The organism is Chromobacterium haemolyticum DSM 19808, assembly GCF_000711885.1.
Lineage (GTDB): Bacteria > Pseudomonadota > Gammaproteobacteria > Burkholderiales > Chromobacteriaceae > Chromobacterium > Chromobacterium haemolyticum.
Genome location: NZ_JONK01000004.1, coordinates 176,910 through 199,388, shown reverse-complemented (window position 1 = coordinate 199,388; position 22,479 = coordinate 176,910). Strand labels below are relative to the sequence as shown.

The 22,479-nt window shown below is 61.6% G+C and carries 15 protein-coding genes; 8 read left to right on the top strand and 7 right to left on the bottom strand.

Annotation, left to right across the window (positions count from 1 at the left end):
- Window positions 1–36 precede the first annotated feature (36 nt).
- On the bottom strand, window positions 37–3,300 hold the full coding sequence (locus tag BR71_RS02965; RefSeq protein ID WP_043632425.1) for a sensor domain-containing protein: 3,264 nt from the start codon (window positions 3,298–3,300) through the stop codon (window positions 37–39).
- A 312-nt stretch (window positions 3,301–3,612) separates the two neighbouring features.
- Between BR71_RS02965 and mfd the strand changes: the two genes are divergently transcribed.
- The 3 genes from mfd (at window position 3,613) to BR71_RS23265 (ending at window position 9,717) form a co-directional block, all read left to right on the top strand.
- Window positions 3,613–7,017, top strand: coding sequence for a transcription-repair coupling factor (mfd, locus tag BR71_RS02960; RefSeq protein WP_043632422.1), 3,405 nt, complete (start codon window positions 3,613–3,615; stop codon window positions 7,015–7,017).
- Window positions 7,018–7,509: 492 nt separating this feature from the next.
- Complete coding sequence (gene xseA / locus BR71_RS02955; RefSeq protein WP_043632419.1) at window positions 7,510–8,862, top strand: exodeoxyribonuclease VII large subunit; 1,353 nt, start codon at window positions 7,510–7,512, stop codon at window positions 8,860–8,862.
- Between the two features lie 62 nt (window positions 8,863–8,924).
- Window positions 8,925–9,717, top strand: a protein-coding gene (locus BR71_RS23265; RefSeq protein WP_156038773.1) for an IS5 family transposase whose coding sequence is annotated in 2 segments (ribosomal slippage) — window positions 8,925–9,184 and window positions 9,183–9,717 — 795 coding nt in all. Because the reading frame shifts where the segments join, the coding sequence is not laid out codon by codon here.
- Between the two features lie 254 nt (window positions 9,718–9,971).
- On the opposite strand, the gene BR71_RS22700 is transcribed toward BR71_RS23265, so the two are convergent.
- A complete protein-coding gene (locus BR71_RS22700; RefSeq protein WP_052370287.1) occupies window positions 9,972–10,544 on the bottom strand; it encodes a GNAT family N-acetyltransferase in 573 nt (190 codons plus the stop codon).
- Window positions 10,545–10,786: 242 nt separating this feature from the next.
- Between BR71_RS22700 and BR71_RS02940 the strand changes: the two genes are divergently transcribed.
- Window positions 10,787–11,554 (top strand): hypothetical protein, encoded by a 768-nt coding sequence (locus BR71_RS02940; RefSeq protein WP_043632415.1) that lies wholly within the window; start codon window positions 10,787–10,789, stop codon window positions 11,552–11,554.
- 98 nt (window positions 11,555–11,652) lie between these two features.
- Here BR71_RS02940 and BR71_RS22695 read toward each other — a convergent pair whose 3' ends face one another.
- Window positions 11,653–12,165, bottom strand: a complete 513-nt coding sequence (locus BR71_RS22695) for a GNAT family N-acetyltransferase (protein WP_052370286.1) — start codon at window positions 12,163–12,165, stop codon at window positions 11,653–11,655.
- Window positions 12,166–12,334: 169 nt separating this feature from the next.
- Here BR71_RS22695 and BR71_RS02930 point away from each other — a divergent pair, with 169 nt between their 5' ends.
- Window positions 12,335–12,739 (top strand): YybH family protein, encoded by a 405-nt coding sequence (locus tag BR71_RS02930; RefSeq protein ID WP_043632405.1) that lies wholly within the window; start codon window positions 12,335–12,337, stop codon window positions 12,737–12,739.
- Between the two features lie 153 nt (window positions 12,740–12,892).
- Entirely contained in the window at window positions 12,893–13,552 is a 660-nt protein-coding gene (locus tag BR71_RS02925) for a hypothetical protein (protein ID WP_043632402.1), read from the top strand.
- Between the two features lie 88 nt (window positions 13,553–13,640).
- Here the strand turns inward: BR71_RS02925 and BR71_RS02920 are convergent, their stop codons facing one another.
- A complete protein-coding gene (locus BR71_RS02920; protein ID WP_043632398.1) occupies window positions 13,641–13,982 on the bottom strand; it encodes a DUF6616 family protein in 342 nt (113 codons plus the stop codon).
- A gap of 271 nt (window positions 13,983–14,253) precedes the next feature.
- Here BR71_RS02920 and BR71_RS02915 point away from each other — a divergent pair, with 271 nt between their 5' ends.
- A complete protein-coding gene (locus BR71_RS02915; protein ID WP_143330138.1) occupies window positions 14,254–14,703 on the top strand; it encodes a hypothetical protein in 450 nt (149 codons plus the stop codon).
- A 60-nt stretch (window positions 14,704–14,763) separates the two neighbouring features.
- On the opposite strand, the gene BR71_RS02910 is transcribed toward BR71_RS02915, so the two are convergent.
- Window positions 14,764–16,161, bottom strand: a complete 1,398-nt coding sequence (locus tag BR71_RS02910; protein WP_043592678.1) for an amino acid permease — start codon at window positions 16,159–16,161, stop codon at window positions 14,764–14,766.
- Between the two features lie 573 nt (window positions 16,162–16,734).
- Between BR71_RS02910 and BR71_RS24940 the strand changes: the two genes are divergently transcribed.
- On the top strand, window positions 16,735–18,132 hold the full coding sequence (locus BR71_RS24940; RefSeq protein ID WP_052370285.1) for a methyl-accepting chemotaxis protein: 1,398 nt from the start codon (window positions 16,735–16,737) through the stop codon (window positions 18,130–18,132).
- A 67-nt stretch (window positions 18,133–18,199) separates the two neighbouring features.
- Here BR71_RS24940 and adhE read toward each other — a convergent pair whose 3' ends face one another.
- Together adhE and BR71_RS24935 are read right to left on the bottom strand one after the other, a co-directional pair.
- Window positions 18,200–20,869 carry a bifunctional acetaldehyde-CoA/alcohol dehydrogenase gene (gene adhE / locus BR71_RS02900; protein WP_019102664.1) on the bottom strand — a complete coding sequence of 890 codons (2,670 nt, stop codon included), beginning with the start codon at window positions 20,867–20,869 and terminating at the stop codon, window positions 18,200–18,202.
- A 430-nt stretch (window positions 20,870–21,299) separates the two neighbouring features.
- Window positions 21,300–22,388, bottom strand: coding sequence for a carbonic anhydrase (locus BR71_RS24935; protein WP_279625723.1), 1,089 nt, complete (start codon window positions 22,386–22,388; stop codon window positions 21,300–21,302).
- Window positions 22,389–22,479: the final 91 nt, after the last annotated feature.

Genomic DNA, 22,479 nt, shown 5'->3' with positions numbered 1-22,479 from the left:
GAGCGCGCGGCGGTTCAGGGCAAAACCGGCTTGCTTTCAGCTGCCCAGCACGTCCACGCCGGACATCAGCTCCAGTTGCCGCTGCTCGCCCACGGCGACGATGCCGGCCAGCAAGGCAGGCAATTCCGCCGCCGGCACCGGGCGGCCGAAATGATAGCCCTGCAGCAAGGCGCACCCTTTGCTGGTAAGGAATTGCGCCTGGCGCTCGCTCTCCACCCCCTCCGCCACCACCTGGAATTGCAGCTTGCGCGCCATCGCCAGGATGGCCTCGGCGATGGCGGCGTTGTCGCCGTCGTCCGGCAGGCCTTCGACGAAGGATTGGTCAATCTTCAAGGTGTCCAGCGGGAAACGCTTCAGATTGGACAATGAGGAATAACCCGTGCCGAAATCATCGATGGACAGGCCCACGCCCAAGGCCTTCAACTCGCCCAGTTGGCGCACCGCCTCCACCGGGTTGAGCATGATCATGCTTTCGGTGATTTCCAGCTCCAGCCGCGCGGCGGACAGGCCCGCGGCCCTCAGCGCGTCCGCCACCTTGAACGGCAGCATCTGCTGTTCAAACTGGCGCGCGGACAGGTTTACCGCCAGCCGGGGCACCGACAAGCCCTGGCGGTCCCAAGCCGCCAATTGGCGGCAGGCCTCTTGCAGCACCCAGTCTCCGATGGGCTTGATCAGGCCGGTTTCCTCGGCCAGCGGAATGAAGCGGCCCGGAGACACCAAACCCAGTTGGGGATGGCGCCAGCGGATCAGCGCCTCCGCGCCCAGCACCTGGCGGCTGACAGCATCCACCTGCGGCTGGTAGTGCAGCTCCAGTTCGCCCCGCTCCAAGGCCAGGCGCAAACCGTTCTCCAACAGCAGGCGTTCGAAGGTCTGGGTGTTCATTTCAGCGGCAAAGAACTGATAGGTGTTCTTGCCCGCCTCCTTGGCGCGGTACATCGCCACGTCCGCGTTCTTGAGCAGGGTCTGGGCGTCGGTGCCGTCGTTGGGGTAGACGCTGATGCCTATGCTGCCGGTAACGTAGACCTCGTGATTTTCCAGCCGCAGCGGCTGGCCCAGCGCCGCCAGCGTGTCCTCCGCGGCGGCCACCAAGGCGGCGGCGTCCTTGAACCCTGTCATCACCAGAGTAAACTCGTCGCCGCCCAGCCGCGCCAGCAGGCCGCGCGCGCCCACTGCCCGCTGCAAGCGCAATGCCGTCTCGCGCAACAATTCGTCGCCGGCCTGATGGCCGAAGGAGTCGTTGATCAGCTTGAAACGGTCCAGATCAATGAACATCACCGCAAGCGAGCCGCTGACGCAATCCAGGCTGATGATGGCTTCATCCAGCCGCGCGGTCAGACTGCTGCGGTTGGGCAGTTGCGTCAGCGGATCGTGATTGGCCAGGAACTGCAAGCGTTCCTCGGATTGCTTGCGCAAGGTGATGTCGGAAAACACCGCCACATAATTGCTGAGCGCGCCGCCGGCGTCGCGCACCGCCGAAATCGCCAGCTCCGCCGGATACCACTCGCCGCTCTTGCGGCGGTCCAGCATCTCGCCCTGCCAATGGCCGCCGCCCGCCAGCGCTTCCAGCATCGCCTGCCGGCCCAGCTGCTTCTGATCCCCAAAGATGCGCGACACCTTCCCCAGCGCCTCGGCCTCCGCGTAACCGGTGATCCGACTGAAAGCGTGGTTGACCGCGATGATGCGCGCCTCGGCGTCCATCAGCAGAATGCCTTCCGCCGAGTTTTCAAACACCTTGGCAGCCAGCCGCAGATTGGCGTCCGCCGCCAGCCGTTCGGAAATATCCATCACCACGCCGATGATGGCTTTCTTGCCCTCGTAATCGAACAAGCGGCTGTGAATCTCCACATCCACCACCACGCCGTCCTTGCGCACCGCGCGGGTGCCGTATTGCAGCACCGCGATGTTCTCGCGGTAGCGCTTGACGATTTGCTGGCGGATGCGCGCCGCCTCGCCCGGCACCAGCAACAGATCCATCGCCATGCCTTCCAGCTCCTTGGGCTGATAACCGACAATGGCCGCCAGCTTGGGGTTGGCGTAGATCAGCTTCTCGTCCTGCAAGATGTAAATGCCCACCAGCGATTGCTCCACCAGCGCGCGGTAACGCTCCTCCGCCTCCCGCTTGGCCTTTTGTTCCTGGCGGGTCTGAGTGATGTCGGTGTCCACGCTGCCCACCCCGGCCGGGCGGCCATGAGCGTCGAACAGGGGAAACTTGGTGACCAGCAAATGGCTAAGCACCCCATTGAACAGGAAGCTCTCTTCAAACTGGCGCGGCTCCAGGCAGGACAGCACCACCGCGTCCTGCGCGCGGATTTGCGCGGCGTCCGCCGCGTCGAACAGCTCTTCCACCGTCAAGCCCTGCATGCCCTGCGGCGAGCGGCCCACCCGACGCGCATAAGCGGCGTTGGCCAACAGAAAGCTGCCGTCCAGCCCCTTCAGCGACATCATATTGGGGCTGTTGTTGACCAGGGATTCCACCCTGGCGCGAAATTCACGCAGCGCGCTCTCGTTCTGGCGATGGCCATCGGCCAACACCGATACCAGCAGAGTCGCGCAACTCAAGGCCAAGGTCAGCGCCACCTCGCTGGCACCGTTGAGCACGCTGGCGTGCATGGTCAACTCCGGCGCCAGCACGTACAGCGACAGCAGGCCGAGCACCCAGGCGCCAACCAGCGCCGCGCCGCGGAAACCCACGCGGAATGCCGCCCACAACATAAGAGGAAAGAACACCAGTTGGCAGGGCAGCGAATAAGCGAGGCTACTGCCCAGCAGGCTAAGCCACGCCACGCTGGCCAAAGCCAGGATCAGGCCGGTTTCCAACACCTGACGCCGCGTCGGCGTTGCGCCGGACGCATACAAGGCCGGCGGCACGCACAAGGACAGGGCCAGCCCGGACACGCCCCAAGCCTGCGCCGCCCACGACCACAAACCCTCCATGCCGAACCAGCGCCATCCGGCGCCGGCGGCCAAACCGGCCAGCAGCACCGACGGATAGCAGGCCAAGCGCAGCAGCAGCCGCAACAAGTCCGCCGGCTGACGCACCGCCAGCCCTCCGCGCAAGCCGGCCGCGTACAGACCGGGCGCCAACGCGTACAGGCTGATCAGCAGCAGTGCGGCCCATTGCGGTGACGACCATTGAGCGGCCAGGACGGCGGCGGCCACCGGCCACCACCAGGACTGCCGCCAGCCGCGACGCAAAAGACGATAACTCCATACGCCGTGAGCCAGAAAGGCCGCCAGCGAAAACCCCAATACCGGCTCGCGCGGCCAGAATGCCGTGCACGCCAAAAACCCGAGAAACACCGCCGCGTCCCGGCAAGCCGATCCGACTGTCACACCACCCCGCCCCCGTTCGCGCCGGCGCTCTGCCGCGCGCCGCAATTAACTTTGCATTAAAAAATCAAATGCATATATGCCAAATGAAAAACAAAACCACCCGACTGACATACAATATATGCAATTGCCGGATGCAGCCAGACAATGCCGATGAAAATATTCACCCCGCCGAACACAAGCCGCGCCGACCTTGCGCAAGCCCAGCGAACGGCGCGCGGCGGACGGCTGCTATAATCCCGAAACCGCCAAGCCCGAAACCGCCAAAACTAGTGAAGCAGCATGTTGGATAATCTCCCGCGGATACCTCCCGCCAGTCAGAAAACTCGTCACGGACGCCTGCCCGCCGGGCTGGACGCCAACATCGTCGCCCGCCTCGCTGCCCAGCGGCGTCCGCTGCTCATCCTCGCCGCCGACGCGCAATCCGCCCAACGCCTGCAAGCCGAGGCCCCATTCTTTGCGCCCTCGCTGCGCGTGGCGCTGCTGCCTGACTGGGAAACCCTGCCCTACGACCACTTCTCCCCCCACGGCGAACTGGTCAGCGAACGGCTGGCTACCTTGTGGCAGATCCATCAGCGTGAATGCGATGTGATCATCGCCCCGGTCGGCACTGCGATGACACGGCTGGCGCCGATAAGCTATTTGCTGGGACGCACCTTTTTCCTGCAGGCCAAGCAGCGGCTGGATGTGGAACAGCTGCGCGCCAATATGGTCACCGCCGGCTACCACCACGTCACTCAGGTGATGGCCCCGGGAGAATTCTCCATCCGCGGCGGCTTGATCGATCTGTTCCCAATGGGTTCGGCGCTGCCTTACCGCATCGATCTGTTCGACGACGAAATCGACAGCCTGCGCACCTTCGATCCGGACAACCAGCGTACCCTGTACCCGGTACCGGAAATCCGGATGCTGCCGGCGCGCGAGTACCCGGCGGATGAAAGCGGCGTCACCGCCTTCCGCCAGCGTTACCGCGAACGCATCGAAGGCGACCCCAGCAAAAGCCGCATCTATAAAGACGTCTCTCAAGGCCTGTGGCCGGCCGGCATCGAATACTTCCTGCCGCTGTTCTTCGACGACACCGCCACTCTGTTCGACTACTTGGGCGACGACGCGCTGATTGTGTTGCACCATGATGTGCAACACGCCGCCAACGTCTTCTGGCAAGACGTGGAAAGCCGCTACGACATGGCGCGCGGCGATCTGGAACGCCCGGTACTGCCGCCGGCCGACATTTTCCTGCGTCCGGACGAACTGATGGCGCGGCTCAAACCCTACGCCCGCATCGAACTGGCCGGCGACGGCGAACTCGCGGAAGGCTGCGCTCCTCTGCCGGAGCTGGCGGTGGAACGCCGTGCCGAGCAGCCTCTGCATAAGCTGGACGCTTTCATCCGCAGCGGCCGTCAGCGCATCCTGATTACCGTGGAAAGCCTGGGCCGCCGCGAAACCGTCCACCAGTTCCTGCAAGAGCACGGCATTAAGCCGCGCCCGGTGGACGGCTGGGCCGAATTCATCGCCGGCGACATGCCGCTGGCGCTCTGCGTGGCACCGCTCTACACCGGTTTCGCCCTGCCCGGCGCCGGCATCGCCGTAGTCACCGAATCCGAGTTGTACCAGCATGTGGCGCGCAGCCACGCCCGCCGCAAAAGCGCGCGCGCCGGTTCCGACTCCATGCTGCGCGACCTGGCCGAAGTCAAGGCGGGGGATCCGGTGGTGCATGAGCAGCACGGCATCGGCCGCTACGTGGGCCTGGTGTCCATGGACCTGGGCGAAGGCGAAACCGAACTGATGCAACTGGAGTACGCGGATAGCGCCACCCTCTATGTGCCCGTCAGCCAACTGCACCTGATCTCCCGCTACGCGGGCGGCGTGGCGGACCAGATCCACCTGCACAAGCTGGGCAATCCCGCCTGGGAAAAAGCCAAGAAACGCGCCGCGGAAAAAGCCCGCGACACGGCCGCGGAACTGCTCAACCTCTACGCGCAACGCGCCGCGCGGGAAGGCCACAGCTTCAGCCTGTCCCATCAAGACTACGACGCCTTCGCCGCCGGTTTCGGCTTCGAAGAAACCCCGGACCAGGCCAGCGCCATCGAAGCCGTGGTTCAAGACATGTGCTCCGGCAAGCCGATGGACCGGCTGGTCTGCGGCGACGTCGGCTTCGGCAAGACCGAAGTAGCGCTGCGCGCCGCCTTCGTCGCTGTCCTTGGCGGCAAACAGGTGGCAGTGCTGGTGCCCACCACTCTGCTGGCGGAACAGCATTTCCAGAATTTCTCCGACCGCTTTGCCGACTGGCCGGTGAAAATCGCAGAACTCTCTCGCTTCCGCAGCGCCAAGGAAAGCAAGGCTTCGCTGGCCGGCCTGGCCGATGGCAGCGTCGACATCGTCATCGGCACCCACAAGCTGGTGCAGCCGGACATCCAGTTCAAGAATCTGGGCCTGGTCATCATCGACGAGGAGCACCGTTTCGGCGTGCGCCAGAAAGAACAGCTCAAACGGCTGCGCGCCAATGTGGACGTACTGACGCTGACCGCGACGCCGATTCCGCGCACTCTGTCGATGGCGCTGGAAGGGATGCGCGACTTCTCCGTCATCGCCACCGCCCCCAGTCGCCGGCTGGCGGTTAAAACCTTCGTCAGCCCGATGGCCAACGGCGTGATACGCGAAGCGGTACTGCGCGAACTCAAGCGCGGCGGCCAGGTGTTCTTCCTGCACAATGAGGTGGACACCATAGAAAACATGCGGGAAAAGCTGGCGGAACTGGTGCCGGAAGCTCGCATTGGCGTGGCCCACGGCCAATTGCGCGAGCGCGAGCTGGAACAAGTGATGCGCGACTTCCTGCAGCAGCGCTTCAATGTGCTGCTGTGCTCTACCATCATTGAAACCGGCATCGACATCCCCAACGCCAACACCATTCTGATCAATCGGGCCGACAAGTTCGGCCTGGCCCAACTGCACCAGCTGCGCGGCCGCGTCGGCCGCAGCCATCACCAGGCCTATGCCTATCTGCTGACCCCGGAAGGCATCACCAAGGACGCGATGAAACGGTTGGAAGCCATCCAGATGTCCGAGGAGCTGGGCGCAGGCTTCTACCTGGCGATGCACGACCTGGAAATCCGCGGCGCCGGCGAGGTGCTGGGCGAAGGCCAATCCGGCGAAATGCAGGAAGTGGGTTTCTCTCTGTTCACCGAAATGCTCAAACAGGCGGTGCGCGACCTCAAAAAAGGACGCACTCCGGACCTGGACGCGCCACTGGGCGTCACCACTGAAATCAATATGCACAGCCCGGCGCTGCTGCCGGACGGTTATTGCCCCGACGTGCACGAGCGGCTGGTCCTGTACAAGCGGCTGGCCACCTGCGAGAGCGAGCAGGAAATCGACGACATCCACGAAGAACTGATCGACCGCTTCGGCTTGCCGCCGCAAACCGTCAAGACGCTGATAGACAGCCACCGCCTGCGCCTGCTGGCCAAGCCGCTGGGCGTGCAAAAGCTGGACGCCAGCGAGGTGGCCATCCAGGTTCATTTCGTCAAGAACCCGCCGATAGACCCGATGAAGATCATCCAATTGCTGCAAACCAAGCGCAATTACCGGCTGGCGGGCCAGGACAAGCTGCGCGTGGAGGCCGATATCCAGGACGTGGCGCTGCGCGTGGTCAGGGTCAAGGAACTGCTGAAGGAGCTGAGCTCCTGAACATCTGTTTACGATCTGCTACGCGTCGGCGATACGGCGTTGCGGCGGATCGTGAACCAAGCCCCAAAAAGGAAAATTCCGGGCTCTGCCTAAACGCGGACAGGGAAATCCAAAAGCATAACCGGCCAACAAAGCCAACCCGCCGGCATCCGGTTCGGATGAAAGAAGAAAGCGCTTACTTGAGCAATATCAAGACAAACGAGGACAGCGACTCTGAGGGAAAAGGCCTTGTCCCTTGTTTTTACAGGAAAAACTATTGTCACAGGATTGAAACGGAAAACCCTGTGGATAACTTTGTTGATAAAACTGTGCAAATATGCTCTCAAGCCAAGCGCCAGGCCGTTTTTAGGCTTAGTCCGCCCTGGATAAGAAAACAATCAAGTTATTGATTTTATTGAATTTTTTAGAGATATCAAACGCTACGCAAGCCAAGACTCAACTCGCTTTAGCTGAAAATATTTTCCACCCCCCGCTGTGGATCACTTGACAACCATGTTTTTTACCACCACCCAGAACGACGTCATCAGCGTCTCCTCCCTCAACCGCATGGCGCGCGATCTGCTGGAAAGCGGACTGCCGCCGATGTGGATAGGCGGAGAGATTTCCAACCTCACCCTGGCCGCGTCCGGACACGCCTATTTCTCCTTGAAAGACGGCCGCGCCCAAGTGCGTTGCGTGATGTTTCGCGGCAAAGTGTCGCAACTGCCCTTCCGCCCGGCGGAAGGCATGCAGGTGGAGCTCAAGGGCACCGTCACCCTGTACGAGGCACGCGGCGATTTCCAGATCAACGTCGATCAGATGCGTTCCGCCGGCCTGGGCCGTTTGTACGAGGCTTTTGAAAAGCTCAAGGCCAAGCTGCAGGCGGAAGGCTTGTTCAACCCCGCGCACAAGCGCCCGCTGCCGCCGCACCCCGCCGCCATCGGCATCGTCACCTCGCCGGCCGCTGCCGCCTTGCGCGACGTGGTCAGCACCCTGCGCCGCCGCATGCCCGGCATCCCGGTCATTCTCTACCCGGCCCAAGTGCAGGGGGAAGGCTCCGCCCAGCAAGTAGCCGACGCTATCCGGCGCGCCGGCGAGCGGCGCGAAGTGGACGTGCTCATCGTTTGCCGCGGCGGCGGCAGCATCGAAGACCTGTGGTCGTTCAACGAAGAAATCGTCGCCCGCGCCGTGGCCGCCAGCCCCATTCCCACCGTCAGCGGCGTCGGCCACGAAACCGACTTCACCATCTGCGACTTCGTGGCCGACAAGCGAGCGCCCACGCCCACCGCCGCAGCGGAGCTGGTCTCCCCCAGCCGCGAGCACCTGAGTGCTCAGCTCGAAACCGCCAAGCGCGGGCTGGAGCGCGCGCTCGGCCGCTTGCTCACCGACAAGTCTCAGCAACTGGACTACCTTGCGCGCCGGCTAGCTCACCCGGGCGAAAAGCTGCAACGCCAGCGCGAGGCGCTCCAGCGTCAGCAAGAGCGGCTGCAACGCCGGCTGAGCGGTCTGTTTGAACAACGGCGCTGGGCGCTGCAACTGGCGGACAGCAAGTTGCAGCGCCGTCGGCCCGACCTGGCGCATGCAGTCCAAGCCATGGACCGTTTGCAAACCCGGTTGCAACGCGCGCGCCAGGACCTGCTCAACCGGCAAACTCAGAAGCTGGACACCCTGGCCGCCACCCTGCTGGCGCTCAACCCTGAAGCGGTGCTGGCCCGCGGCTACGCCATCGTGCAAAAACAGGACGGCACCGCGGTCAAATCCCCGGAAGAGCTGCGCAACCGCGAGCGGGTTTCCCTGCGCCTGGCCGAAGGCAGCACCGAAGCGCTGATCGATCATCCGCAAGGCGCGCAGCCCAGCTTGTTCTAAGAACCTGTTCTAAGAACCTGTTCAAAGTCTCTGAGTGTAGCGTAGTGTGAGAAAATCCAGAGGTGAGAAAAAGCTACCCAAGTGATATCAGTCGCGAACAATTTGAAGTGATCAGACCACTTCTGGAAAGTGCGCGTAAGAGAACAAGCCCCCGTCGAGTGGACTTGTATGAAGTGTTTTGTGCCGTGCTGTACCTGCTCCGAAGCGGCTGCCAATGGCGAATGCTTCCTGAAGCGTTTCCCAAATGGCGTACCGTCCATTCGTATTTCACCATGTGGAGTGAGCCGCGAGAAGGGGGCAGCCTGCTGGAGCAGGCGCTTAAAAAATCAGGTTGGCGCGGCCCGAGAGAAACTGGGGCGGAACGCTTGCAGCAGGTTCTTGATCGTGGACGCGCAGAGCGTGAAGAACACTGATACAGCAGGGTTAAAAGGCTACGACGCAGGTAAGAAGGTCTCAGGTATCAAGCGCCATATTGTTGTGGACACGCAGGGCCTGCCACATGCGGTGGCCGTGACTACAGCGGAGGTAACGGATCGCAAAGGGGCGCTACAGGCGCTACGGCAATGTAAATCCAGATTGATTGGGGCTCAGAGCCTGCTGGCGGATAGTGGCTATGTTGGCAACCCCTTTGCTCAAGGCGTGAGTGAGATTCTGGGGGCGGACGTGACGGTGCAGATTGCCAAACGGAGCGAGCTGCATACCTTCAAGGTGATGCCCAAACGCTGGGTTGTTGAGCGCAGCTTCGCTTGGTTGGAAAAGAGCAGAAGGCTGTGGAAGAACTGCGAGCGGAAACTCAATACCAGCTTACAGTTCATCCATCTGGCCTTCTTGGGGCTCTTACTCAAAAGACTTTGAACAGGCTCTAAGAGCCTGGCGAGCAAGAGCGAGACAAGGCGAAAACAAGCGAAAAAGCGGAATGTACGAGTGGTACATGAGCATTTTGAGCTTGTACTCACCGTGCAACGCTTCACGACGCGCAGCAGATCGTGAACAGGTTCTAAGACTCGCTCTTGCTAGCGAGACTTTGCACAGGCCCTAAGCCCTAGCGCCGTCAACGCGGCCAAAAGCGAATGGGGCAATGACCCCATTCGTGACCGCGCCGGTGCCGCTTAAAAATATCCCAGCGGCCGCTCAGCCAAGGCGAGCAGCACGTCTTCCCACAGTTCCGGCGCGCATCGCGCCATCCCCACCGCCTTGCCATGCGCTTGCAAAGACTGTGGCAGGGGCATGAAACCCAAACGCTGATAAAACCGCCATTCAATATCCGCGAACAACAAGAACACCTCTGCCCGGCAATGCCGCCGATATCCTGCGAGCAGGCCGTTCAAGGCCAGGCTGGCACAACCCTGGCCACGCCATTCAGGCCCCGTGGCCACCGACCCCAAACCCAATGTCACCCGTCCCGCCAGTCGCGGCAGCTGATAAGCAATCGCCGAACAGAGCAAGCCGCCGCCCGCGTCCGCCAACACATGCCAGCGGCCGCGCTGGTATTTGCGCGAATCGCGACACAAACGCAGGTAGTCGGCCTCGGAGCATCCCTCGCCCCAGGCATCCTTCCCCATCAGGTAAACCGCCTCCATCTCCGATATGGCGGCCGACCGCAAGGTCAAACCGTCGCGGCTCTGTGCCGGCAAGGCCGGCGCCGGGCATAGCCAGTCAAACGCCACCGCCCACCTCCCCATCTAAAAACCCACGAATAATGACTTTGGGTTTTCATATCCGCCATATTTACGCCAACAAGCTTGAACTGTGCTAGCATCCGGCGCGGCAAAACGCCCATACGCGTCCCGCCCATCCATCTTGAGCCTGTTCTAAAGTCTCGCGAGCTAGGGCAAGACGAGGCGAAAACCAACGCCCCTTTTTATCCATCCCGCCGAAGCGCGGCTGACTTTGAACAGGCTCTTACCGCCGTCAGGGAAGCTTCATGTCGCCAGTACACAAATGGGAAATCACCGTCGCCGCCGGCGGCTATTACCCCGATCTCGCCCACAACTTCTTCGGCAACGACATCGATCTGGGCTATGAAAACGATCACATCGGCATGCAGTTCTACGCCTATTCCCGCCATATCGACGACCTGGACGATCCCGAGCACGTATCCCAACGTCTCTACAGCCTGCAGCTGCTGCTCAACGGCGCCCTGCGCGCCTCCACTGGCGATATCAACAGCATGCCGATCCAGTTTCTGGGTTTCAGCGCCTACGAGGACGGCGGCTTTCACTCCATCAGCGCTCAGCAGATAGAAGAAGACCCGTTCAGCCGCAACCCCAGAATCGACCAGGTCCACACCCGTTACGAAAACCCGCGCCAACGCTACCCGTCCTACCTTCTCTACCTATGCAAGCGCGATCCCGATCTACGCGACCTGCTATTCCTGCTGGGCCTGATATCCACCTGCACCACGCTGGAAAAAGTGCTGACCTGGGGCACCTTGTACAAGATACTGGACAGCGTCAAACACCATGCCAAGTCCATAGGCGCCGCCATTGACACCTTCGCCGACCCGGAGCAGCTCAGCTTGTTCACCGCCGCCTGCAACAACACCAGCATCCTCGGCATCTACGCCCGGCACGGCGCCTCGGAAAACCCGCCGCCCAAGCGCGTGATGACCGACATCACCGAAGCCAGCACGCTGATCGCCGGCATGACCGCGCGCTTTTGCCGCAGCTATATCGCGGCGAAACACCCATGAACCGGTTCACAATCGTTTATCAGTGCCTTGAAGCGCTGCGCAGAACATCTCGGGTCCGACACGCCCAGGGGCCAAATGTTGGCTAGCCAGAAACTTCGCTAGAGCGCCTTGTCCATCTCCCGGCAGTCCATTTCCACACCATCGGCCAGCGGCTGGCGCGCCGCCGCGCCCAGCCTATACCCCATGGCCAGGTAAAAGCCCAATGCGTTCAGCGATGCCTTGAGCGTGACGCGGGCACAGCCGGTTTCCCTCACCGTCTCTTCCGCCGCGCCCAGCAAGCATTGGCCCAAGCCCAGGCCGGTGCAGGCCGGGTCCACGTACAACGCCTGCAACAAACCCTGTTCCGGCGCGCAGATGGCAAAACCGCCCAAGCGCCCCTCGGCCGCAGCCAGCAGCACCCGACGTTCCGGAGTGGCAATCGTCTGCCGCATCCACGCGGCGCGCGCGGGACTGGGCGGCGGCGACCAGGCTGCGCGCACTGACGACGAGTAGAACGATGGCGCTATCGCCTGCACCGCGCGGAAATGTAGCCGGATCAAACCTTCGGCATCCTCCGCCAGCGCGGAACGGATTTGAAACAGCGACGGTGATTCGGAGTGAAGCAAGGACATGGCGATACCGGGAGCGAATGAGCGATGAACCTCACCCTAAGGCAAGCCGCCACATACGGCAACGCCACTTGCATTGTCTCCCCCTTGCCACCGGACGCTTGCGGCAATGACGTCTGCGTTTCTATGATTAGCCGGAGCAAGGACCCCATCCCCATCAAGGAGCCCGGACATGCAACAAGCGCACAGCGCTTTTGAACAACTGCTGGCGGCTTATGGCGCCGCGGTGTTCGCCAAGGATGCCGCGGCGTTCGCCGCCCTATACAGCGACGATGTGCATGTGTTCGATATATGGGAGCGGGATTCTCTGCGCGGCATCGCCGCCTGGCGCAGCATGGCCGAGCAGTGGTTTCAGTCACTGGGGGAGGACAGGGTTCAAGTCAGCGCGCAGGCAATCGAGTCCTGTGAAAACGCGGAACTGGCCATAGGCCACGCGCTGCTGACCTATACCGCCCTGTCGCCGACGGGGGAAACGCTCAGGTCGCTGAGCAACCGCATCAGCATGGGCTTGCGTCGCGAGCAGGGCCAGTGGAAGGTATTTCATGAACATAGCTCCTTGCCGGGGCGACAGGAATAAGCCCGCGGCCGCGCATGGCCGCCGTCTGCTCTTTAGCACAGGAGCCAAAACATTTTCCTGGTCTAGGTTTAGTGGGCGCCGGGCGCCACCTATTCAATACGAATAAGCGCCCTCGCATCCTCTATCACCGGTTTCATTAGCCAGGAGAAAATCATGGCGCCGTTTCCTACCAAAGTCAGTCAGGTCCGCATTTACCCCTATATCCCGAATTCGCTCATCGTCGTGCCCGCGGTGTTCACCGGCGGCGCGGGCACCTACTCGGTGGGCACCCTGGGAAGGAATGTGTTTTACAACCTCGATCTGACTTCGGGCGAGCCTCAGCACAGCGGCGTCCATTCGGGCAACCGCTACTACGCCATCTGCACCAATCCGGAAGGCAGCGAGTTCACCACCATGTGGCTGACTTGCCTCCAGGGCGGAGAAACGCCCAGATTCGGCCGCACCATCACCCATGGCCGCCCGCGGCCGCAGGTGCGCGACGACGCCGATCTCCATGAGGATATCGCTTACCAGATCCACCTGAACGACGTGTCGGTCAGCGCTTACATCCCGCCCAACGAGCCACTATCGATTCCGCTGATTGAAAACGGCAAGGGCATCGCCACCTTTGCCGGCCTGCTGCCCGGCGGCACGTGGTCGGTGACCGTGGCAGGCGGGGAGCGGCCAAACCACCTGCAAGAAGGCATGACCGTCACCATCGCCGGCACCAATGTCGCCACCGGCAAGCCCTTCCACATTCCAGCGGTCTTCGAGACCAAGGAAACCGGCGATCCCGCCGAGTTCGTGGAATGGCGCGTGCTGCGGGAACTGTAAGCGGAACGGCCGGCTGTCCGCCGGCCGCCTTTGACGTCTCTTTGCGGACGGCAGCTTAAGCTGTCGTCCGCAACGGTTTCCAAAGCGCTTACTTGACTTGCAGCAGGTCCGCCAGATGGACGTCCACGCCGCCGGCCGCGCCCACCGCGTTGACGTGGTCGAAATAGTCGTACCAACCGCTGGCGCGAATGCCAGCCAGCATCGCCTCACAGGCCTCTTGATTCGGCAGGCTCCACACCCCCAGAAAACGATAGGGCGCAGCCTGATCGGCGTCGGCGGCGATCTGGCTTAAAGTCAGCAATTGAATGCCCAGGCCGGGCAGCGCCTCCATATTGGTTTTGATCTGGTCCAGAAAGTCGGTGCGATGCAAAAAACTCAAAGCCAGCCAAGCCGGCTTTGGACTGTACAGTTCTACCAGATAGTGCGCCATTGAGGATCTCCATGAGTATGAACAACCGAAGCCGCGTTCTGCGATTAAGCCCCGCTCAGCTTCGCATGTCATTGCGTCTTATTGCCAGCTGAAAAACTTTGATGTTATAAAAAGCATCCGACCGCTCCCATTAAATTTTCGGTGAGCGGCTCACAGCCACCGCGGCTACCGCCGCGTCAGCCATATCCCCAACAAGAGCATTCCGCGCGCCTTGTCTGCCTGGCAGCAGCCAAGCGTCAGCGGCATTGCCACCGCAGGACAAAGATTCATCATGCAGTGTAGACACGCCCTATTCCTGTCGCTGGCCGCCTTGAGCGCGAGCCTGACGGCGGCTCCCCTGCCTTCTTACGACTTCGCCTTGAAAGATCCGTGGGACGCTCGCGTCAAGCCGTCAATGAAGCCGACGGATAAAAAGAACAAGCCACTCAAGTTCAAAAGCGCGGTGCAGTTGAAAGACCTGGACGCCGGCCCGGATTTTTCGGTCAAAGCGGATCTGAACACACCCAGCTTGCGGGAACGGATGCAAAGAGAACAGATGCAGCATTGCATCGGCATCAACCCGCCTCCGGGCTGCCCCAGCGTCGGCTTCAACCCGCTGCCGCGTTGCTTCGGCCAGAGCAACTGCGAACAACACGCGCCCCCGCCGGCTTATCCGCTCAGCGGCCCCACCCGGCAGCAGCCGGGCGATTACTCGCTGCGCGGCAGCTGGCTGCCGCGTTGAGACGCAAAAAACCCGCTCCTTGCGAGCGGGTTTTTCATTGCGGCTGGAAACGGGCAAACGTCAACGGGCGTTTTGCGCCAGCCGCGCCACTTCCTCGGCGCTGCGCTTGTGGTAGCCCAGCAGATAGTAGGCCACCACAAGGAAGGCCAGCCAACCCGGGCCAATAATCAAGGCGATGCGAGTGTCCGGGAAGTAAGCCATCAAGCCCACCACCAGGATCAAGAACCCCATGGCGATGTAAGAACCATACGGCCAGAACGGCATCTTGTAGGCCAGCGCCGCCAACTGCTCGCGGCTCAGAGTGCGGCGGAAACGCAGCTGGGCCAGCAGAATGATCACCCAGGTCCAGATCGCCCCAAAGGTGGAAATCGCGGTCAGCCAGGTGAAAACCTCCTTGGGCGCCAGGTAGTTGAGCAGCACGCCCATCAGCAGCGCGAATACCGACATCAGCAACGCGAATACCGGCACGCCTTGGCGCGACACCTTGGCGAACACAGGCAGCGCCTGCTGTTGCTGAGCCAGGTTGTACAACATGCGGCCGGTGCTGAAAATCCCGCTATTGCACGAAGACAGCGCGGCGGTGAGCACCACGAAGTTGATGATGCCGGCGGCAGCCGGGATGCCCAACTGCTCGAAAGTCAGCACGAAGGGGCTGCCGCGGGTACCCAGTTCATTCCACGGGTAAATGGCCAAAATGACAAACAGCGCGCCGATGTAGAAGATCAGAATGCGCCAGAACACCGAATCCACTGCGCGTGCCAGCGCTTTCTTGGGGTTCTTGGCTTCGCCGGCGGTCAGTCCCAGCATTTCCACGCCCAAATAAGCGAACATCACCATTTGCAGCGACATCAGCACGCCACTGAAGCCATTGGGCATGAAACCGCCGTGGCTCCACAGATTGGAGATGCCGGTGGCCACTCCGCCATGGCCCAGACCGAACACGATCATGCCCAGGCCGCCGATGATCATCAGCACAATGGTGACGATCTTGATCAGCGCGAACCAGAACTCGAATTCGCCATAGGCCTTGACCGCGATGAAGTTAACGCCGCCCATGGCCACCAGCGCGGCCAGAGCCCAATACCAGGCTGGAATGTCCGGGAACCAGATGCCCATGTAGACCCCGACGGCAGTGATTTCCGCCATGCAAGTCACCAGCCACAGGAACCAGTAGTTCCAGCCGGTCAGGTAGCCGGCCAAGGGGCCGAGGTAATCCAGCGCGTAACGGCTGAACGACCCGGCCACCGGATTATGGATGGCCATTTCACCCAGCGCTCGCATGATCAGGAAGATGGCAAAGCCGCCTAGGGCGTAAGCCAGCATGATGGCGGGGCCGGCCATTTTGATAGCGGTGGCCGATCCCAGAAACAGGCCGACGCCAATGGTGGCGCCAAGAGCCATGAGGTTGATATGCCGCTCTTCCAGTCCCCTGTGCAGGGAGTCCTGAGCAGGTTGCATAGTTGCTCCTTTAACTGTCTTTGTATTGCGTAAGGGTTGTGGCCTTGGCGCTTATAACCCGGTTACGATCTGCGGCGCTTCGGCGAGACCGCGTTGAAAACACCCTCAAAATGCTCATGTACCACGAGTACATTCCGCTTTTTTGGACGTTTTCGCCTTGTCTTGCTCTTGCTCGCGAGATCGTAAACACGTTCTTTAGAGCCAGTTCACGATCTCGCGAGAGCATTTCGAAGAGGCACTCACGGTGTAACGCTCCGCAACAGCCAGCAGGTCGTAAACAGGTTCAAGGGCAGCGCCGCCGCCGATGTTATGGCTTGGGATTGTCGTTGTGGCCCATAACACATGGGGCAGGAGATTACCTCAAGACCTTTGTCATGTCATGTTTCAGAATATAGCTACGCGCAAAAGGCATAAACACGGCGCTTAATGCCGGCTCTCCCGCATCCGTGCCAGCAGCCCCCAGCGCCCTTCCCTCCGCCGATCTAGATCGGCGGCATCCCACAGTCCGGCCAAGGCCAACAGGTGCTATCAATAAAGCGTTGAATCGGTTTATCGAGCCGGGAGCATGCACCTATGCGGCACCACAGCATCAGCCTGAAGCTCAACCTGGCCTTCATGCTCATCATGTCCGCCCTGCTGGCGGCGTTCGGCGCGCTGGACTACTGGCGCACCCAACAGGAGTTGCACCAGACGCTGGACAGCGAAATCGCCGCGATCGGCGCACGGCTGGCGGCAAACCTGGCCGGGCCAATGTGGAATTTCGACAGTGCCCAAGGCTTGCGGGTACTGGAAGCGGAGATGGGAAAACGCGCCCTCCGCGGCGTTTTCGTCCGCGACGCCAACGGCGCGCCGTTCGCCGGCTACCGCCGCGAGGCCGACGGCTCGCTGCTTCGCGTAGGAAAGCCGGCCTCTGATGCGGATATGACCCGCGAACGCATCGTGGTCTTTCACGACGGCGCGACCGCGCGCACTGTCGGCAAACTAAGCCTGCAAGTGTCTACAGAAGAAATCCGCGAGAAACTGCACGCTGTGCTGTGGCGGGTATCGGCGGAAATCCTGCTGCTGGATCTGGTCACCGTCATGGTGCTGTCCCTGCTGGTACGCCGCCTGCTGCATCAGCCCATCCGCGAAGTAAGCCAAGCCCTGCACGCCATCGCCGATGGCGATCTGACCGCGCCGCCGCGCTACACCAGCCAGGACGAGCTGGGCGACCTGGCAGAATCCACGCGCAGGCTGGTGGCTAAGCTGGCCGGCATTCTGGGGCATATCGACGCCTTCTCCTCGGACCTGGCCAACGCCGCGCGTCAGATCAGCCAGGCGGTGGACACGCTGAGCCAGCAAGCGGCAGAGCAGGCCAACAACATCGACAAGAACAGCGCCAGTCTCGAACAGATCTCCGCCTTCGTGTGGAAGAACCGGGACGATGCCCGCACCACGGACCAGATGGCCAGCGACAGCAGCAGACACGCGTTGGCCGGCGGCCAAGCGGTGGACGAAACCATTGCCGCGATGTGGGACATCGCCAACAAAGTGCTGATCATCGACGATATCGCCTATCAAACCAATCTGCTGGCGCTGAACGCGGCGATAGAGGCCGCCCGCGCCGGCGAGCATGGCCGCGGCTTCGCGGTGGTGGCTGGGGAAGTGCGCAAACTGGCGGCGCGCAGCCAGCAGGCGGCCAAGGAAATCAGCCAGCTGACGCAAAGCAGCGTGCGCCGCGCCGAACACGCGGGCGAACTGTTCAACCAGATGTTGCCGGCGATACAAAGCACCGCCAGCTTCGTGCAGGAGATCAATCAATCCTCCAACCAGCAAGCGCTGCAGGTGGAACAGATCAATCAGGGGGTCAGCGAAATCAGCCGGTCGATGCAAGCCAACGCCGCGGCGTCGGAACAACTGACCGCCACCGCGCGCGGCATGAGCGAGCAGGCGGTGGAGTTGGCGCAGACCATAGGCTATTTCAAATACTGAGCCGGCCGTTGCGCAAAGAAAAAACCGCCGGGCTGACGCGCGGCGGCTTGACGGACGGCTGCGGGGCTCACACCGCCTTAAGCTTGCCCTTGGCCGGGCGCGCCTCGGGCTTGGCTTCCGCGCCCGCCTCTCGCTCCCAACTCTCCTTGTAGGCACGGCCGTAATAGCTATCCAACAGCAGCTGTTTCAGTTCGCTGATCAGCGGGTAGCGCGGGTTGGCGCCAGTGCACTGGTCATCGAAAGCGGCCTCCGCCAGCAAGTCCACCTTGGCCAGGAAGTCCGCCTCGGCCACACCGGCGGCCTGAATGGACGCCGGAATGTCCAGCGTGCGCTTGAGCGCGTCCACCCATTCGATCAGCTTCTCCACCCGCTCGTGGTCGCGGCTGGCCTCCAGGCCCAGGTGGCGGGCGATTTCAGCATAGCGCGCCACACTCTTGGGCCGGTCGTACTGGCTGAAGGCGGTCTGCTTGGTGGGCACATCGGCGGCGTTGTAGCGAATCACATTGCTGATCAAGAGCGCGTTGGCCAGGCCGTGGGCCAGGCCAAATTCGGCGCCGATCTTGTGCGCCATCGAATGGCAAACGCCGAGGAAAGCGTTGGCGAAGGCGATGCCGGCGATGGTGGCGGCGTTGTGCACCTGCTCGCGCGCCTTGGGATCGCCCGCGCCGTTGCGATAGGCGGACGGCAGGTAATCCTTCAACAGCTTCAGCGCCTGCAAAGCCTGTGGGTCCGAATACTCGTTGGCCATCACCGAAACGTAGGCTTCCAGCGCATGAGTCACCGCGTCGATGCCGCCGAAGGCGGTCAGCGACTTGGGCATGTTCATCACCAGGTTGGCGTCCACGATGGCCATGTTCGGCGTCAGTTCGTAGTCGGCGATCGGGTATTTGACCCCGGTGTTCTCATCGGTGACCACGGCGAACGGCGTCACTTCCGAACCGGTGCCGGAGGTGGTGGGCACCGCCACCAACTCCGCTTTGCGCCCCAGTTTAGGGAACTGGTAAATCCGTTTGCGGATGTCCATGAAGCGCAGCGCCAAGTCTTCGAAATGCACTTCCGGATGCTCATACATCACCCACATGATCTTGGCCGCGTCCATCGGCGACCCGCCGCCCAAGGCCATGATCACGTCAGGCTTGAAAGCATGCGCCAGGTCCGCGCCCTTGCGCACCACCGCCAGCGTCGGATCGGCCGGCACCTCGAAGAACACCTCCACCTCCAAACCCATTTTCTTCAGCAGGCGGATAGGCTCGTCCACGAAACCATTGTCGAACAGATACTGGCCGGTGACGATCAGGCAGCGGCGTTTGCCGGACAGGTCTTCCAGCGCCACCGGCAGGCAGCCGCGGCGGAAATAAATGGACTTGGGCAGCTTATGCCACAGCATGTTTTCGGCCCTCTTGGCCACGGTCTTCTTGTTGATCAAGTGTTTGGGGCCTACGTTTTCCGAGATCGAATTGCCGCCCCAGGAGCCGCAGCCCAGGGTCAGCGAAGGCGCCAGGCTGAAGTTGTAAAGGTCGCCGATGCCGCCTTGCGACGACGGCGTGTTGATCAGGATGCGCGCGGTTTTCATCTTGTCGCCAAAGTAGCGGATGCGCTCCCCTTGCAAGTCCTGATCGGTATACAGCGCCGAGGTGTGGCCGATGCCGCCCATCGCCACCAGCGCCGCGGCCTTGTCGCAAGCGTCGATGAAGTCGCTGGCGCGGTACATCGCCAACGTCGGCGACAGTTTTTCATGGGCAAAGGCTTCGGCGGCGGATACATCGCTGACTTCGCCGATCAGCACCTTGGTGGCCGGCGGCGTTTCGATGCCGGCCATCGCGGCGATCTTGGCCGCGCTCTGGCCAACGATGGCGGCGTTGAGGCCGCCGTCTTGCAGAATCACTTTGCGCACCGCCTCCGCTTCGCGTTTGGACAGAATGTAGCCGCCGTGCTTGGCAAAGCGCTCGCGCACCGCCTCGTAGATTTCGTCGACAATGATGACGGACTGCTCCGACGCGCACACCACGCCGTTGTCGAAGGTCTTGGACATCAGGATGGAGGCGACGGCGCGCTTGATGTCGGCGGTTTCGTCTATCACCGCCGGAGTATTGCCGGCGCCCACGCCGATAGCCGGCTTGCCTGAGGAGTAAGCGGCGCGCACCATGCCCGGCCCGCCGGTGGCCAGAATCAAGTTGAGGTCAGGGTGGTGCATCAGCTGATTGGACAAGGCCACCGAAGGCTCGTCTATCCAGCCGATGATATCCGGCGGAGCGCCGGCCGCCACCGCCGCCTGCAACACCAAGCGCGCCGCTTCGCAAGTGGAGCGCTTGGCGCGCGGGTGCGGCGAGAAAATGATGCCGTTGCGCGTCTTCAAGGAAATCAAGGCCTTGAAAATGGCGGTGGAGGTGGGGTTGGTGGTGGGCACGATGCCACAGATCAGGCCGATCGGCTCGGCGATGGTGATGGTGCCGAAGGTGTCGTCCTCGGCCAGCACGCCGCAGGTTTTATCGTCCTTGTACTTGTTGTAGATGTATTCGGAGGCGAAGTGGTTTTTGATCACCTTGTCCTCCAACACGCCCATGCCGGTTTCCGCCACCGCCATCTTGGCCAGCGGTATCCGCGCGTCCGCGGCGGCCAGCGCCGCCGAGCGGAAGATGTGATCCACCTGCTCCTGGCTGAAGCCCGCAAACACGGCTTGTGCTTTTTTCACCCGCGCCACCAGCGCGTCCAGTTCCAGTTCATTGCTAACGGTCATTTCAAGTCTCCCAAACAGTTAAACCTGTTGCGGCGAGAGAATGACTAATTGGTGACAATTTATTTTCATTTATGAAAATACAATCTAGACAATATTATTGTCCATTCACCGCTCATTCTCATCGCTTAAAAACTTTTTTGTAGCAAGCGCATTACATCAATACGCTTTCAGCGCGGAAAAACCCTGTCGCTCGCAAACGCGAAACCGTAGCGGCGGCATCAATAAGCTCATGCTAAGCGAAAAAACGATATTCGTTTTTGCGCATTGCCAAACAAATACGGATTAAGCGGAGAAAAAATGTCTCAGTCGGAATCATGGAGGGAAATCAGCGCACGCCGGCTGTAATGACGGCGCTACCGCGCCCGCGCCGTGCAAATAAAATGGCCGCCTGACGGCGGCCATGACGGCGAAGCGAAAAAGCGGCGCGCCGCTATTTCATAAAGCTGTACTTAAAGAACTGGCCGGCGCGAGTCATTTCGCGGATCTTGGCCGGATCTGTCTCGCCGTTCAGATTAGTGATCACCAGCTTGCCGTAGCCTTGCTTCAGATCGTTGCGGAAATCGTAGAACGCGCCCAGCACCGCCAGCTTGCCCCCCTCCACCTCCCCGGCGAAGGTCATGATCGCGGTTTCCACCTGGTTGTTGACGTTCAATAACGCGCCGTTGGTGGGGTCAATGCCCTTGGGAATATCGATGGTGGCCAACTCTTTGCGTATCGCCGGTTCCAGCCCGCCGTAGTCGCCGGAGGCGGCTTTGATCGCGCCGCAAGCGGCATGGCCGATGATGATCAGCAAGGGGGTATGCAAATGCCGCACCCCGTATTCGACCGAGCCCTCGGCGGTGGCCAATTGATTGCCGATGTCGCGCACCATGAACAGGTCGTTGACCGCATCGCCGTGGAAGGAGTTGGTTTGCACCCGTGAGTCCGAGCAGGTCACCACAGTGGCGCGCGGGCTCTGATGCTCGGCGAAGCGCTCGAAATAGGCCTTGTCATGCGACTTCATATAGCGGGCGTTGGCTTCGACGATGGCGTTCACCACGCTGCGCACCTGCTGGGCCTCGGAAGCCAGATGCGCGTCGCCGTGCTCGACCGGCACCGCCTTGCGCTTGGGCTTGGCCGCGCGGCGCTTTTTCACCGGCGCATGCACTTCCGGGCTGGGCTCGCTCAAATTCTTGGCCGTCGGCGGCGGCGCCATCTTCACCGCCGGCTCCATTTTTTCCGGCGGCTTGGATTCGGCCTGTTTGGCTTCAGCCGGCTTGGCTTCCGCGTGTTTCGCTTCGGGCTTGACCTCCGCCTTGGCGGCCGGTTTGGCTTCGGTCTTATGTTCCGCCGCCGGCGCTGCCGGCTTGGCCGGTTCCGCCTTGTGGGCATCGGGCGCCGCCGCCTTCAACTTCAGCGGCAACTTGATCACCGTCTTGGGCTGAGACCCTTCGGCCGGCGCGGCCTCTTCCGCCCAAGCCTGAGCCGTCAACAACAGCAGACAAAGCGCCAGTTGGCGCTTGCGTCCAAGCATCCCCATGTACAACTCCTTATTGTCATCTTGGCGGTCATTATATTTATGCAATATCGGCCATGTTTGATAAAACTGAAAGACGATATTAATTGACCTG